Origin of the sequence: Nocardia donostiensis, assembly GCF_002081715.1 — a bacterium.
GTDB classification, from domain to species: domain Bacteria; phylum Actinomycetota; class Actinomycetes; order Mycobacteriales; family Mycobacteriaceae; genus Nocardia; species Nocardia donostiensis.
This window is the reverse complement of sequence record NZ_MUKP01000003.1, coordinates 46,962-61,139: the sequence shown is the minus strand read 5'-3', so window position 1 is coordinate 61,139 and position 14,178 is coordinate 46,962. Positions and strand designations below refer to the sequence as shown.

At 67.7% G+C, this 14,178-nt stretch carries 13 protein-coding genes; 7 read left to right on the top strand and 6 right to left on the bottom strand.

Annotated elements, in window-relative coordinates:
- Positions 1–43: 43 nt before the first annotated feature.
- Entirely contained in the window at positions 44–331 is a 288-nt protein-coding gene (locus B0T44_RS02820; RefSeq protein ID WP_077116467.1) for a hypothetical protein, read from the bottom strand.
- A 100-nt stretch (positions 332–431) separates the two neighbouring features.
- Between B0T44_RS02820 and B0T44_RS02815 the strand changes: the two genes are divergently transcribed.
- Positions 432–1,088, top strand: a complete 657-nt coding sequence (locus B0T44_RS02815; protein ID WP_077116466.1) for a class I SAM-dependent methyltransferase — start codon at positions 432–434, stop codon at positions 1,086–1,088.
- 108 nt (positions 1,089–1,196) lie between these two features.
- Positions 1,197–3,200 carry a glycoside hydrolase family 15 protein gene (locus B0T44_RS02810; protein ID WP_077116465.1) on the top strand — a complete coding sequence of 668 codons (2,004 nt, stop codon included), beginning with the start codon at positions 1,197–1,199 and terminating at the stop codon, positions 3,198–3,200.
- A 66-nt stretch (positions 3,201–3,266) separates the two neighbouring features.
- Here B0T44_RS02810 and B0T44_RS02805 read toward each other — a convergent pair whose 3' ends face one another.
- The 3 genes from B0T44_RS02805 to lepA all read right to left on the bottom strand — a co-directional run bounded on the left by B0T44_RS02805 (position 3,267) and on the right by lepA (position 9,658).
- Positions 3,267–5,078, bottom strand: coding sequence for a dynamin family protein (locus tag B0T44_RS02805; protein ID WP_081511496.1), 1,812 nt, complete (start codon positions 5,076–5,078; stop codon positions 3,267–3,269).
- 103 nt (positions 5,079–5,181) lie between these two features.
- Positions 5,182–7,530, bottom strand: a complete 2,349-nt coding sequence (locus tag B0T44_RS02800) for a hypothetical protein (protein WP_081511495.1) — start codon at positions 7,528–7,530, stop codon at positions 5,182–5,184.
- A gap of 226 nt (positions 7,531–7,756) precedes the next feature.
- A complete protein-coding gene (gene lepA, locus B0T44_RS02795; RefSeq protein WP_077120699.1) occupies positions 7,757–9,658 on the bottom strand; it encodes a translation elongation factor 4 in 1,902 nt (633 codons plus the stop codon).
- An 81-nt stretch (positions 9,659–9,739) separates the two neighbouring features.
- Here lepA and B0T44_RS02790 point away from each other — a divergent pair, with 81 nt between their 5' ends.
- Entirely contained in the window at positions 9,740–10,318 is a 579-nt protein-coding gene (locus tag B0T44_RS02790; RefSeq protein ID WP_077120697.1) for a type II toxin-antitoxin system PemK/MazF family toxin, read from the top strand.
- A gap of 23 nt (positions 10,319–10,341) precedes the next feature.
- Here B0T44_RS02790 and B0T44_RS02785 read toward each other — a convergent pair whose 3' ends face one another.
- Positions 10,342–11,130 carry an aquaporin gene (locus tag B0T44_RS02785; RefSeq protein ID WP_077120695.1) on the bottom strand — a complete coding sequence of 263 codons (789 nt, stop codon included), beginning with the start codon at positions 11,128–11,130 and terminating at the stop codon, positions 10,342–10,344.
- Positions 11,131–11,476: 346 nt separating this feature from the next.
- On the opposite strand from B0T44_RS02785, the gene rpsT reads away from it, so the two are divergent.
- The 4 genes from rpsT to B0T44_RS28765 all read left to right on the top strand — a co-directional run bounded on the left by rpsT (position 11,477) and on the right by B0T44_RS28765 (position 12,842).
- Complete coding sequence (rpsT, locus tag B0T44_RS02780) at positions 11,477–11,737, top strand: 30S ribosomal protein S20 (protein WP_077120693.1); 261 nt, start codon at positions 11,477–11,479, stop codon at positions 11,735–11,737.
- 137 nt (positions 11,738–11,874) lie between these two features.
- Positions 11,875–12,156 carry a hypothetical protein gene (locus B0T44_RS02775; protein ID WP_077120724.1) on the top strand — a complete coding sequence of 94 codons (282 nt, stop codon included), beginning with the start codon at positions 11,875–11,877 and terminating at the stop codon, positions 12,154–12,156.
- Positions 12,153–12,401 carry a hypothetical protein gene (locus B0T44_RS02770; protein ID WP_077120691.1) on the top strand — a complete coding sequence of 83 codons (249 nt, stop codon included), beginning with the start codon at positions 12,153–12,155 and terminating at the stop codon, positions 12,399–12,401. The genes B0T44_RS02775 and B0T44_RS02770 overlap by 4 nt, the downstream gene beginning before the upstream one ends.
- Before the next feature lie 87 nt (positions 12,402–12,488).
- The gene (locus tag B0T44_RS28765; RefSeq protein WP_483869940.1) at positions 12,489–12,842 is read left to right on the top strand and encodes a DUF2798 domain-containing protein; all 354 of its coding nucleotides are present in this window, start codon (positions 12,489–12,491) and stop codon (positions 12,840–12,842) included.
- A gap of 76 nt (positions 12,843–12,918) precedes the next feature.
- Here the strand turns inward: B0T44_RS28765 and holA are convergent, their stop codons facing one another.
- Positions 12,919–13,890: a DNA polymerase III subunit delta gene (gene holA / locus B0T44_RS02760; RefSeq protein WP_077120720.1), complete on the bottom strand. Its 972-nt coding sequence runs from the start codon at positions 13,888–13,890 to the stop codon at positions 12,919–12,921.
- Positions 13,891–14,178 lie beyond the last annotated feature (288 nt).

Here is a 14,178-nt window from a genome sequence, read left to right as displayed (position 1 = left end):
ACGAGCAGGGCGACGAGAGCGAGCTGGACGCGAGAACGTGGCATCAGCCGACCCCGCTGCCTGCGTGCTCACGGACCGCCTGCGCGGCGGGGAGGATGCGTTCGTGCACCGGCATATCGTCGATGCGGGTCACCACCCGGTTGCCACGCTTACCCGGGCCACGACGGCGGCCGAACATCCGCAACACGAGCCGCAGCCCGCGATCGAGCAGGTAGGCGATGGCGAAACTGATCGGCACCATACCCACCAGCACTACCAGGAACTGCGGGATGAACGGAAGTCCCGCCACCCATAGTTCGAAACCGTCCCACCATCCCGCGATGCGATCCACGCAGCCCAGGGTAGTCGGCCGCAACCGGTCTCCCCACCGGCCTCCGTCACGACGCCTCGATTCTTGACCTCAACCGAACTCGAGGAGGCAGGCTGGGGTCATGACAACGCAACCTGCCGAGGTATGGAACAGCTTCTACGACAACGACACCGCCCCGTGGGTGATCGGCGAACCGCAGCCGGCGATCCTCGCGCTCGAACGTGACGGCTGGATTCGAGGACGAGTGCTGGACCCGGGTACCGGCGCGGGCGAACACACCATCGCACTGACCCGGCTCGGCTACGACGTGCTCGGTATCGATCTGTCGCCGAGCGCGGTCGACCGGGCCCGCCGTAACGCGGAAGCGCGCGCAGTGCCTGCCCGGTTCGAGGTGGCCGACGTCCTTACCCTGACCGAGCCCGGCGGCGACCGCCCTGGGGTGTTCGACACCATCGTCGACAGCGCACTGTTCCACGTATTCGGCGAAGAACCCGAGGCCAGGGCCGCCTATGTGCGCGGTCTGCACGCGATCTGCGAGCCCGGCGGCTACGTACACATCCTGGCGCTGTCGGACACCGAACCCGGATTCGGTCCGCGCATCAGCGATTCACTCATCCGGGATTCTTTCGGCGACGGCTGGGAGATCGAGGACCTGCGCCCGTCCAGCTATCGCGGGCGGATCACCGAGACGGTGGTGGAACAAGCCGTCGCGATGGGACTGCCGAAGGAAGGGGTCGTCGACACCGCCGCCTGGCTGGCCCGCATTCGCCGCCGCTGATCTCGCCGGAAGCCTGCCGCGGTACGTCCTCGCGACGAGGCCGTACCCGGCGGCCGTCCGGATGAGCCGGGGGTGGACGGGACATCGGCCCGGCCCGCATGATGTGTTATGGCGAGTTCCGAAGATCAACTTCCCACTGGACTGCAGGCACTCGACACCCCGGTCGAACCCGTGCACTCGACCAACTATCCGCCGATCGACGACTACGCCTTCCTGTCCGACTGCGAAACCAACTGCCTGATCGCGGGCAACGGGTCGGTCGAATGGATGTGCGTGCCCCGGCCCGACTCGCCGAGCGTGTTCGGCTCGATCCTCGACCGCAGCGCCGGGCATTTCCGGGTGGGGCCGTATGGGCGCAATGTGCCGGCCGCCCGGCGCTACCTGCCCGGCGGCATGGTGCTGGAAACCACCTGGCAGACCGCGACGGGCTGGCTCATCGTGCGCGACGCGCTGGTACTCGGCCCCTGGCACAGCACCACCCAGCGCAGCCGCAACCACCGGCGCACCCCCACCGATTGGGATGCCGAACACATGCTGTTGCGCACCGTGAAATGCGTGAACGGCACCGTAGAACTGGAGATGAGCTGCGAACCGTCGTTCGACTACCACCGCGCCGCCGCGACCTGGGAATACACCGGCAAGGTTTACGAGGAAGCCACAGCGGTACGCGCCGACGACCCGAGCGCCGGTCCGTCACTGGTGCTCACCACCGATCTGCGCCTCGGCCTACAGGGCCGCCAGGCTCGGGCGCGCACCAGGATGAGCGAAGGCGACGAGATTTTCATCGCGCTGACCTGGACGGACCTGCCCGCCCCGCGCACCTTCGCCGAAGCCGCCCAGAAGATGTGGACCACCATCGAATGCTGGCGGCAGTGGATCACCCTCGGCGACTTCCCGGATCACCCGTGGCGCGGATACCTGCAGCGCAGTGCCTTGACCTTGAAAGGGCTGACCTACGCCCCGACCGGAGCGCTGATGGCGGCCGCGACCACCTCACTACCGGAAACCCCCTGCGGCGAACGCAACTGGGACTACCGCTATTCCTGGGTGCGTGATTCGACCTTCGCACTGTGGGGTCTGTACACCCTCGGCCTCGACCGCGAGGCCGATGATTTCTTCGCTTTCCTCAACGACGCCACCACTGGCGCCGATGGGGAACCGGTGCCGCTGCAGGTGCTCTACGGCGTCGGTGGGGAACGCGAAATCCCGGAATCCCGACTGGACCATCTGGCCGGCTACGACAACGCCCGCCCCGTCCGCGTCGGCAACGGGGCATACAACCAGGACCAGCACGATATCTGGGGCACCATGCTCGATTCGGTGTACCTGCACGTGAAATCACGCCAGCATGTCCCGGAAACCCTATGGCCCATGCTGAAACGCCAGGTCGACGCCGCTATCCGCCACTGGCGCGAACCCGACCGCGGTATTTGGGAAGTACGGGGGGACCCCCAGCATTTCACCTCGTCGAAAGTGATGTGCTGGGTGGCGCTCGACCGCGGGGCGCGCCTGGCCGAACTGCACGGGCAGTTCGCGATCGCCGCGGAATGGTCGGCCATCGCCGAGGAGATCCGAAACGATGTACTCGTCAATGGTGTCGACGCCGCGGGCCGGTTCACCCAGGTCTACGGCGGCGACACCCTGGATGCGTCACTGCTGCTGGTGGTCCTGACCCGATTCCTGCCACCGGAAGACCCCCGGGTCCGCGCCACCGTGCTGGGTATCGCCGACGAACTCACCGAAGACGGGCTGGTGCTGCGCTACCGCACCGAAACCACCGACGACGGGCTGTCCGGTGCGGAAGGCACGTTCACCATCTGCTCGTTTTGGCTGGTGTCGGCGCTGGTGGAGATCGGCGAGGTGCGCCGGGCCCGGCACCTGTGCGAACGCCTACTCGGCTACGCGGGACCGCTGCGGCTCTACGCCGAGGAGATCGACGCGCACACCGGACGGCAGCTCGGCAATTTCCCGCAAGCGTTCACTCATCTGGCGCTGATCAACGCCGTCACCCACGTCATCCGCGCCGAGGAATCGCGGCCGGCGGGCCAGTTCCGGCCCGCGCACGTGGCCGCCACCGGTTGGCAAGGAATGCGACGCCCACCCGGAAGCTAGGTCCCCCTCGAAGCGCATGCCCGGAGCGAAGGCAGAGGTACGCCCGGAGCGAAGGCGGAGGAACGCTTAAGCAGCGATATCAGCGATACCGTCCGCGCGTTCTCGGAGCCTGCGCAGCTTGCCCAGTTCGGTATCGAGCCGTTCCAGCCGTTCCCGGCCGCTGTCGCCGTACTTGGCGCCCGCCTCCTCGGCGACCCGCAGCGCCTCGTCGGCCCGGTGTAACACATCGGTGGCGATCTCGGTGAAGTGATCCCGCAGGGTGCGCTGCACAGCGCGCAGCCGGTTACGGGATTCCTTGCTCACCTGGAAGATCACATCATCCATCAGACGGGCCACAGCGACCTTGGCTTCGGCTTGGCGCCGCTGTTTACGCGCCCGGCGGTCGTCCCACAGGGCGTTGATGCCCAACAGCACACCCGCGCCCGCCGAATACCAGTTCACCAACGACATGCCGAGCAGGCTGGTGGCGAGGCCGACCATCAGGATGCCGCCGTAGGAGCCGCGCAACGCGGATAGGAACTGTTCGGTGACACCGGCTTTCGCGCTGTCCAGCGGTTCCAGAGGAGCCACCTGGTCCAGCACCTCACCGGCCTTCTCCAGTTGGACGCCGGGCAGCGCCGGACTGCGATGGTCGGCTGGGAACTTGGCGGCGACCTGCTCGGACAACTCGACCGAACGGTAGTGCGCCATCGCGAAATTCTCCTCGACGGCCTCGCAGATGCGGGCGTCGAGATCGGCTGCGAATTCCTTCCAGCGGGGCGCGGGATCGGTTTTCGCGATCTCGGCCTCGGCATCGCGCACCAGACTGCGCAGCCGGTGCCGCAGATCGTGCTCGATATCGGCCATCAGTTCGGTGCTGCCGTCGGCGAGAGTGACCTGCCAGTTGGCGGTGCGCTGACGCAGCTGGTCGGCTTCGTCGCGGGCGATCGCCAGCTGCTGGGTGATCTGCGCGCGCCGCCGCGGATCACGCAATGCGTCGGCCTCGTTACGCAGCGCCAGGGCCACATGGTCGCCGACCAGCCGGATATCGCCGAGGGCGGCCTCGATGGCCAACGCGTCGGCGCGCGCCACCACATAGTCGCGCAGATGGTCGATGAGCTGCGGCATCCCGGATTCGATGGCGCGCTGCTGATCGCCTGCCTGCTCGGCTTGACGGTGCAACTCGGCCGACACCGGCGCGACAGCGAAACCCAGACCTGCCGAATCCAGCAGCTCCCGGTTGCGCTGCTGCACATGCGACCAATGCGGGTACATGTCGATCTTGTTGAGCACGCAGATCACGGTGGGGCACAACTGCTGCACCTGTTGCAGATACGCCACCTGCTCGGGAGTGAACTCCGAACGGGCTTCGGTGACGTACAGCACAGTGTCGGCGGCCGCGATCATCGACCAGGTGGCCTGTTCGTCGGCGGGCGAGCCGGGCGCGTCCATCAGCACGATTCCGTCTGCCAGCAGCGGGCTCGGCTCGGTGAACTCGGCCCGGATCACACCCTTGGCGTTCAGCGCAGGAGCCGGGTCGAGCGGGTCGACGGGCTGGCGTTCGGTGCGGCCGCCGCCCACTGTCCGTACCAGCGTCGCGGTCGGCTCGGGACCGTACTCGACGATCACCGGCACGCTGATGGGGCTGTCGGTGGCGCTGATCCGCGCCCCGACCATGGCGTTGACCAGCGTGCTCATTCCGCTCTTGGCCGGCCCGACCACCACCAGTCGCACCCGCGTGTCATTGACCCTGGCCCGGACCATACCGAGACGCCCGCCGAGATCCTCCCGGCCGGCGAACCGGGTCACCTCCCGCAGGTCGTCGATTATTCCGATGACCGGGGCCATCGCGTCCGGATGTTTCACCGTCGCGGCCTGGAGTCCGGCTGCGGCAGACAACCCTGCTCCTTCTGTCGTTCCCTCGTGGTTGCGTCACACATTCGATCACGGCACAGCTGCGCCGCGATCGCCCATCCCCCGGCCCCGGACGACCGGGGTGATATCAGATCAGGGTGTCGCCCACCCCGAGGCCGACCGGATGGTGGGTCTCGGCGAAGGCCACCCCCGGCAGCAGCCCGCTGGACAGACCGCTATCGGTAGCGGCGAGCCCTGGATGGTCGGCGATCGGAGTCGCCGCCAGCACCGCGTTATCCCCCGCGGAATGATAACCGGCCGGGTCCGCGATCGGTTTCGTATCGATGATCTGCGGCTGCACCATCGGCGCCTGCGGCTGCACATCCACGGTCGGAACGTGCTGCGTCGGCTGTGCCGGGACGTCCACAGTGGGGACCGTGGCGGAAGGAACGCCGGCCGACGGGCTGCCTGCACTCGGCGCCTCGATGGTCGACGGAGTGCCGATACCGGGTTCGGAGCCCACCGACGACGGCTGGACGGCGGTGGTCGACGCGGCGCCGGTGGTATCTCCCGGTGACGGGGCGGTCTGCGTGGGAAGCTCGGTCTCGCTGGAGCTGTCCGGGCTGGTGGTCGTATCGCCGGTGCCGCCCGGCGACCCGTCTTCGGTTTCGGTGGTGGGACCGCTCGAGGTGCCGGGGCTCGTCTCGCCGGGTGAAGTGGTGCTCGACGAATCCGGGGACGTGGTGCCGGAGGAGTCCGGCGAGGTGGTGGCCGACGAACCCGGCGAGGTGGTTCCCGACGAACCCGGGGTGGTGGTGCTCACACCGGGAACCTGGGTGACGCTCACTTCGGGAACGGTCGTGGTGCTCACGTCGGAGGTACTGGTGCCGCCGGACGTGGTCGGCGTCGAGGTTCCGGTGGTCGTCGTGCTCGTCTCGCCAGGGGTGGTGGTGACTCCGGTCTCGGACGGATCGTCGACAAGGCCGACCTGCGGATCGATCAGCTCGGGCTCGTTCGAGCGCTCGAACAGTTCCGGCACCTGCGCGGCGGGCACGGTGAGCGGCGACGGGCCGGGCGGCGGGGCGATCACATTCGCCACCGGGGTGGTCGCGGCATCCGGCTGGATCGTGGTCTGCAGCGGGGTCGCGGTCACCGGCTGCGCGACCGCGGCAGTGGCGACCGGGGCAGGCGTCGCCATCGGCGCAGGCGCCACCATCGGCGCGGGCGCGATCGCGACAGGCGCCACCGGCGCGGGTGCGGGTGCCGCCATGGGCGCGGGCGCGGCGTGGGCAGCGGCCGGAGCCGGTGCTGTACCGGGACTCGACGCCGTGCTGGGGCTCGACGTCGTTGCAGGCGATGCGGACCCCGGACCGCCCGTCGCGGCCTGGCCGGACAGCCCGCCTGCGGGGGAACCGGTCAGCGCGCCCAGCAGGTCCTGCTGCCCGCCCTCGACGCCCTGGTCGGCGCCGGGCTGGGCACCATCGGGTGCTCGCAGACCGTCGGCGAGCCAGTCGTTGTACTGGTCGAGTTGGTCGCCCACATTCCCGACGGCGACATCGATCTCCATCGAACTGACGAAATAGAAGCCGTCGGGTCCGATACCGAAATCGATATGGGTTTCGGTGCTGAAGAAGATCCCCGGCCCGTCACCGACGCCGTCGAACGGGCCACCGCCGGTGCCCGGCAGCGGCGAAGCACCGACCGCCGGACCGGTATCCGCCACGGGCGCCCCGGAGGGCAGGGACGGCAGCGCGAAAGGGTTGGACCCCGGCGGCACGAAACCCTGCATATCCGGCAACCCGAAACCGTGACCCGCCTGGCCGAGACCATGACCGGGCAGGCCGAAACCGTGCCCGCCCGGCTCCTCGAACCCGGCCGAAGGTCCGGTTCCTGGCAGGGACGGCAGCGAGAAACCCTCGTCGAAACCAGGAATACCGCCCACCCCGGGTATCCCCTCACTGCCGTCGGTACCCGGGATGCCGCCGATACCCGGCACGCCTTCGCCCGCGTCCGCGCCGGGGATGCCCCCGATACCGGGCACACCCTCGTCCGTGCCGGGAATTCCCCTCGAATACTCGTTGTCGGGGAGGCTTGGCAGCCCGAAACCGGCGTCGGTACCACGGCCACCGATCGTGCCGTCCAGCCGCGGCAACGGCATGGTCATCGTCGCGTCGGCATCGGGCAGGTCGAAACCGGGCTGATTCCGGACGGCCGAATCCGTAGCCAGTGGTGCCGGATCCGGGAAAGTCACCACCGGGCTCGGCACATCGGGGTCGGGATCGCTGTTACGGGCCCAACCGGTGTTACGGCTGTCGAGATGCTCCGACCCCGGCTGCGCGGGAACCCCGCCGCCGTTGGCGGCCACCAGGGCGCCACCGGTCACGTACGCACCGCCCCTGGCCACTCGGGCCACACCGCTGGCCACCCGATAGGCGGTATCACCACCGCGCTCGACGGCTGCTGCCTCCTCGCCGTCGAAAGGTAGGTCACGGGTCATACCACACTCCACTCTCGAGCTTCCAGCATCCTCACCACGCCGGGTCGCCGAGTGAAGATCAGAAACCACCATATTTGCGGAGAACCCGGCTGTCACTTCATCGTTGACGTTGCGAAGTTAACAGCAGGCACCGACATCGAACAGCCCCCAGTTGCCGGGTCAGTACATCCGAGTCACCGCACGGCAACCCGGCGCCGGGCAGCTGCCCGGCAGTGTCGGGACGGCGTTATTTCTTGTCTTTCGGTTTGTCCGACTGCGCATCCGAAGACAACGCCGCAACGAAGGCCTCCTGCGGAACATCCACCCGGCCGATGGTCTTCATCCGCTTCTTGCCTTCCTTCTGCTTCTCCAGCAGCTTGCGTTTACGGCTGATATCGCCGCCGTAGCATTTGGCCAGCACATCCTTGCGGATCGCCCGGATGTTCTCGCGCGCAATGATCTTCGAACCGATCGCGGCCTGGATCGGCACCTCGAACTGCTGACGCGGAATCAGCTCGCGCAGTTTGGTGGTCATCTTGTGGCCGTAGGCCTGCGCGGCATCACGGTGCACGATCGCACTGAACGCGTCCACCGCCTCCCCCTGCAGCAGAATGTCCACCTTCACCAACTGTGCTTGCTGTTCGCCTGCCTCCTCGTAGTCGAGGCTCGCGTAACCGCGGGTGCGCGACTTCAGCGAATCGAAGAAGTCGAAGATGATTTCGGCCATCGGCAGCGTGTACCGCAACTCGACCCGGGTCTCGGACAGGTAGTCCATACCGCCGAGTTCGCCGCGGCGCGACTGGCACAGTTCCATGATCGCGCCGATGAACTCACTCGGCGCGATGATGGTGCATTTCACCACCGGTTCGAAAACGGTGCGCACCTTGCCTTCCGGCCAGAACGACGGGTTGGTGACGATGTGCTCGGCACTGTCTTCCATCTCCACCCGGTACACCACGTTCGGCGCGGTGGAGATGAGGTCGAGGCCGAATTCGCGTTGCAGTCGCTCGCGGGTGATCTCCATGTGCAGCAAACCGAGGAAACCGCACCGGAACCCGAATCCGAGCGCAACCGAGGTTTCCGGCTCGTAGGTGAGCGCGGCATCGTTGAGCTGCAGCTTGTCCAGTGCATCACGCAGCACGGGATAGTCGGAGCCGTCCACCGGATACAGGCCCGAGTACACCATCGGCTGGGGTTCGCGATAACCGGTGAGCGGTTCGGGCGCGCCGCCGCGGGCGGTGGTGACGGTATCGCCGACCTTCGACTGGCGGACCTCCTTCACACCGGTGATCAGATAACCCACCTCACCGACGCCGAGACCGTCGGTCGGTTTCGGCTCCGGGGAGACGATGCCGATCTCGAGTAGCTCATGTGTGGCGCCGGTGGACATCATCTTGATCTTCTCGCGCGGGGTCAGCTTGCCGTCCACCACCCGGACATAGGTCACCACACCGCGGTAGGTGTCGTAGACCGAGTCGAAGATCATCGCCCGCGCCGGGGCGTCGGCCACTCCCTCCGGCGGCGGGACCTGCGCGATCACCTCGTCGAGCAACTCGGGCACGCCGACACCGGTCTTACCGGAGACCCGCAGTACGTCCGAGGGTTCGCAGCCGATGATATGGGCGAGCTCGGCTGCGTAGCGGTCCGGATCGGCGGCGGGCAGGTCGATCTTGTTCAGCACCGGGATGATCGTCAGATCCTTGTCCAGTGCCAGATACAGATTGGCCAGCGTCTGCGCCTCGATCCCCTGCGCGGCGTCCACCAGCAGGATCGCGCCCTCACACGCCTCCAGCGCGCGCGAAACCTCGTAGGTGAAGTCGACGTGGCCCGGCGTATCGATCAGGTGCAGCACGAAGTCGGTGCCCGCGTGCTCCCCGGAGCGCGGTGCCCACGGCAGCCGCACGTTCTGGGCCTTGATGGTGATACCGCGTTCCCGCTCGATATCCATCCGGTCCAGGTACTGGGCGCGCATCTGCCGTTCGGAGACCACACCGGTCAGTTGCAGCATCCGGTCGGCCAACGTCGACTTGCCGTGGTCGATGTGGGCGATGATGCAGAAGTTCCGGATCCGTGCGGGATCGGTGAACGTCGTGTCGGCGAAACTGGCGGGCACTCCACTCCTCATGGTCAGCGGCGGACTACGCTCCATCGTCCCATGTGCCCAACCGTGCCTCCCCTGCTGGTCCCGACCGTGGCCACGTGATAGCGGTGGCGACGTTATTCTCCTGTAATGGCCCGAAGTTGGAACTCTCTCGGCAGGCAGCTGGGCATGATTGCCCTGGCGCAGGGCCCCGCACTGGTCCGGCGGCAAGCGCCGAAGTTGATCGGCAAACTGCAACGAGCGGCATCGCTGGAACGAGCCACCGGAAGCCGCACGCCCCGCCGCGCGCCCGGCGTCGCGGTGCGTCCCACCGCCTCGATCCCGGTACCGACCGCCGAACGGGCCAGGCGGATCGTCTACGCGCCGCAGCTCGACGGCCGCGCCGACCCGGGTGAGATCGTGTGGACCTGGGTTCCGTTCGAAGAGGACCCAAGCAACGGCAAGGACCGGCCGGTCCTGGTGGTGGGTCGCGACCGGCGCACCCTGCTCGGCCTGATGCTGTCGTCGAACCCGGCGCGCGAGCACGATCGCGACTGGGTCGCGATCGGTTCGGGCGCCTGGGATCATGAGGGCAGACCGAGCTGGGTGCGGCTGGACCGGGTGCTCGACGTCCCCGAAGACGGTATCCGGCGTGAAGGCGCGATCCTGCCGCGCAAGATCTTCGACCGGGTCGCGCATCGGCTGGTCGCCGAATACCGCTGGAGCTGACCGCGCACCCACCGGTCCTTCGGTCAGGTGGTGAGGTCCCTGGAACGGCCGAACAACATGCCGTAGATCAGCGCGCCCAGCACGCCGCCGATCACCGGGAACACGATGAACGCCCAGACCTGCCCCATCGCACCGTCCTGATAGGGCGCGACACCGAGGCTGCGCGCCGGGTTCACCGAGGTGTTGTCGACCGGGATGGAGATCAGGTGGATCACCGCCAGGGTGAAACCGATGGACACACCGGCCAGCGGCAGATCCGAGAGCTGATCGGTGGAGGCGAGCACCACGAACACCAGCAGCGCGGTCAGCATGATCTCGACGATGATCATGGCCGCCATGCCGTACCCGTCCTGGATCACCACCTCACCGAGCGGCCCGGCTTTCGCGGACGGGCTGTGCGAACCCCACCCATTGGCGCCGAGCCCGTCGACCGAGCGATCGTAGGAGGGCAGGTTCTTGGCGATGGCGAAGAGCACCAGACCGGACAGGAACGCCCCGATCAGCTGGGCGATGATGTAGCCGGCCGCGCTGATCACCGACAACCGTCCCAGCAGCAGTTGGCCGACCGTGACCGCCGGATTCACATGGCAGCCGGAGATCGGGCCGATCGCATACATCAGGAACAGCAGTGTCAGGCCGAACGCCAGCGCGATACCGAGCGCACCGACCCGTTCACCGGCCAGCACCGCGGTCCCGACGCCGCCCATCACCAGAACGAACGTGCCGAGAGCCTCGGCCGCCCATTTCTTGGGTTCGGGGGTGGGTTCCTGTTCGGCGACTTCTTCGACGACTTCCTGAGCAGTGGGAGACATACGTCCGCCTTCCGAGAGGATCGCTGCCCGCCGTGTGCGGGAGCACACCGGTACTGCCTGGTCCTGCTACGACTGGTTACGCATGGTCACGACCGGTAAGGCCGAAGTGCAGTGGACGTTACGCCAGGCGGGTGCTCATCACAACGGCAACGCCGCAGGTCGTGGCGGTTGCCTGTGCCGCGGACGCGCACCGGGCAGGCCGAGGCGATTTCCTCCCGCCCCGAGGGTGCTGGTACCCTCGACCTTCGGCGTCGCGTTACCCCTTGCCCGGCTCAGCTCAGGGCAGGTGCGCGCTCCCAGACTTTTCCCGGACGTACACCAGCGACAGGAACCAGAGGATACAGGCGTGGCCAACATCAAGTCCCAGATGAAGCGGATCCGCACCAACGAGAAGGCGCGGCAGCGCAACCAGTCGGTGAAGTCCGAGCTGCGCACCGGTATCCGCAGCTTCCGGGAAGCTGCTGCCGCCGGCGATAAGGACACCGCCGCCCAGCGTCTGCGTTTCGTCAGCCGCAAGCTGGACAAGGCCGCCTCCAAGGGCGTCATCCACGCCAACCAGGCCGCCAACAAGAAGTCGGCGCTGGCGCTGGCCTTCAACAAGCTCTGAGCACATCACCGCAGTTCTACGGTTCAACCGTTCTACGCAGCCGCCGCGGCCTCGATGACCACGGCGGCTTTTCGTGTGCACCCGGCTCGACCGGACCACGCGGAAGGTTGCTGTCCGGCTGCCGTACGATGCGCTGCATGGTGACGGTGTATGCGAACCAGGCAGTTGTACGAGCCGAGGATCTACCCGATGTGATCCGTGCGGCCGAGGTGCTCAACCTCGGCGTCCGGATCGAGAACGTGCTGGTACCCGACGACGAGGGCGGTTATTCGCTGGAGTGGATCGTCACCCGCGACGAGGAAGCTCCCGCCTACGAGGACTGGGAAGGCCGCTACCGGGAAACCGACGACACCGATGGTGACGCGATCACCCTCACCATCGGCGACGACGGCGACATCGGTTTTACTGTCGTCGAATGACCGAGCCCGGGTCGGCCACGATGCCTGACCCCGAGGTAATCGTCATCGCCTGCGAGGCGGTCCCGCGCAGCCTGCGCTGCCGTATCGGCCGCCCGATAGATGATGAGGTGCTGATCTGGGGCCTGCACCGGTGCCAACGCCTCGAACTCAACCCCGCAGCGGACCTGCCCACGGGTGCCGCAACCGTTTACTTTCCCGCCCGCGAACCTGCGCATCACGCCTGGCCAGGTGCTCACCGGCAATAGGGCCGCGGCGACCTCGACCACAATGTCGCGCCTGCATCAACCGCACCCGCAAGAACGTGACAGCCGCTAGCAGGTCACTCACCGAAGGTGCGCTGGGCCTTGCGGACGTCGTGCAGGAGGCGTCACCTTGGTCTCGACGCCCACTGCGATCGACCTGGGTTTCCCGCGCGAGTTCCTGGCCTGGCCGATGGCCCGCACTCCGCCAGCGCCGCCCGCTCGTTCAAGCTGCCTGCGCGCTTCGCACCGGTCGTGCTTCCGCTGCTGCTGTCGATCCTGATGACCTGCATCGTCTCGTTGATCAGCACACTGGGCGGGGACGGTCTCGCAATGGGAACCTGGCTCAGGTCGTGGGCAGTGTCCTGGCCGATCGCCTTCCCGACGCTGCTGCTCGTGCTGCCCGCCGTGCGCCGCGCGACAACCTCCATCGTGCACACGAGCTGAACCGGTGCGCTGCGCAGCAACCGGCGCACGGCAAGCAGCCCGCCGATATCCGCTCGGCAGGCTGCTGCGCAGCGCTTCAGCGCTGGCCGTGGAGATCCAGAATCCGCAGCACAGCGTGCTCGAGCGCGTAGGTGGAATCAGCCGCGCCGCCCTTCACATCGGCGTTGAGGATCGCAACGACCTGCAGCGCGGCGCCGATGGATGCGGGAGACCAGCCGCGGGCCTGGGCTTGTGCCTTCTTCACTTTCCATGGCGGCATACCGAGTGACCCGGCCAGGGTGAACGGGTCGCCACGGACCGCCGAGCCGACCCGCGCGATAGTGTGCACCGAATCCGCGAGTGCGTCGGCGAGCAGCACGTGCGCGACACCGCGATCGGTGGCCCAGCGCAGCGCCTCCATCGCACCCGGCCGGTCGCCGGACACGGCGCGCTCGGCCACCTCGAAACCGGTCACCTCGGCTTTGCCGGAGTAATAGCGGCGTACTGCCGCCACATCCACCTTGCCGCCGGTATCGGCGGCGAGTTGCGAGCACGCCGCCGCCAGTTCTCGCAGTTCGGAACCGACCGCGTCCAGCACCGCCTGGACGGCGTCACCGGGCACTCGTGCGCCCGCGGCACGGAACTCGGCGCGCACGAAATCCGCGCGTGCGGAAGCCTTGGTGATCTTGGTGCAGTCGTGCACCGTGGCTCCCGCTTTCTGCAGTGCCGGGGCCAGCGCTTTCGCCCGGCCGCCGCCGGAGTGCAGCACCATGAGCACCACCCCGTCCGGCGGGTCGGTGGCGGCTTCGGTGATCACCGCGACGGCGTCTTTCCCCGCCTCGGCGGCCGATTCCAGCACGATCACTCGATCCTCGGCGAACAGGGACGGGCTGAGTAACTCGGCCAGTTCGGCGGTGCTCGCGTCACCGGCGCGCAACCGATCCACCGGCACCGCGTCCGGGTCGGGAGCTCGCGCCCGGACTTGCGCCGTCACCGCAGCGACCGCGCGCTCGATCAGCAGCTCTTCGTCCCCGAGTACCAGATGCACCGCCGCAGGCCGTTCGCTCACCCGCCCGATCCTACGGATGGTCGCCGACAGCGCGGAGGTGGCGACCCGCCGCTGCCGGGTACTCCCGATCCACACGTGCCTGCTGATCCTCAGCCGCTGCCTCGTCGGTCCGGCAAGCCGAACGCGCCCCCGCGGATCTCATCGAGGTGGGGGCCCGGACCGTTCCTATAGACCGAGTGGGAGCGGGTCCTGATGCCAGGTCCCCCGCTCAGTCACGCGCCCCGAACAGTGCTGGGCGCCCCGGTCGCCTACGCTCGCACCGCATCTGGGCGGCACGAATCGTGTCCG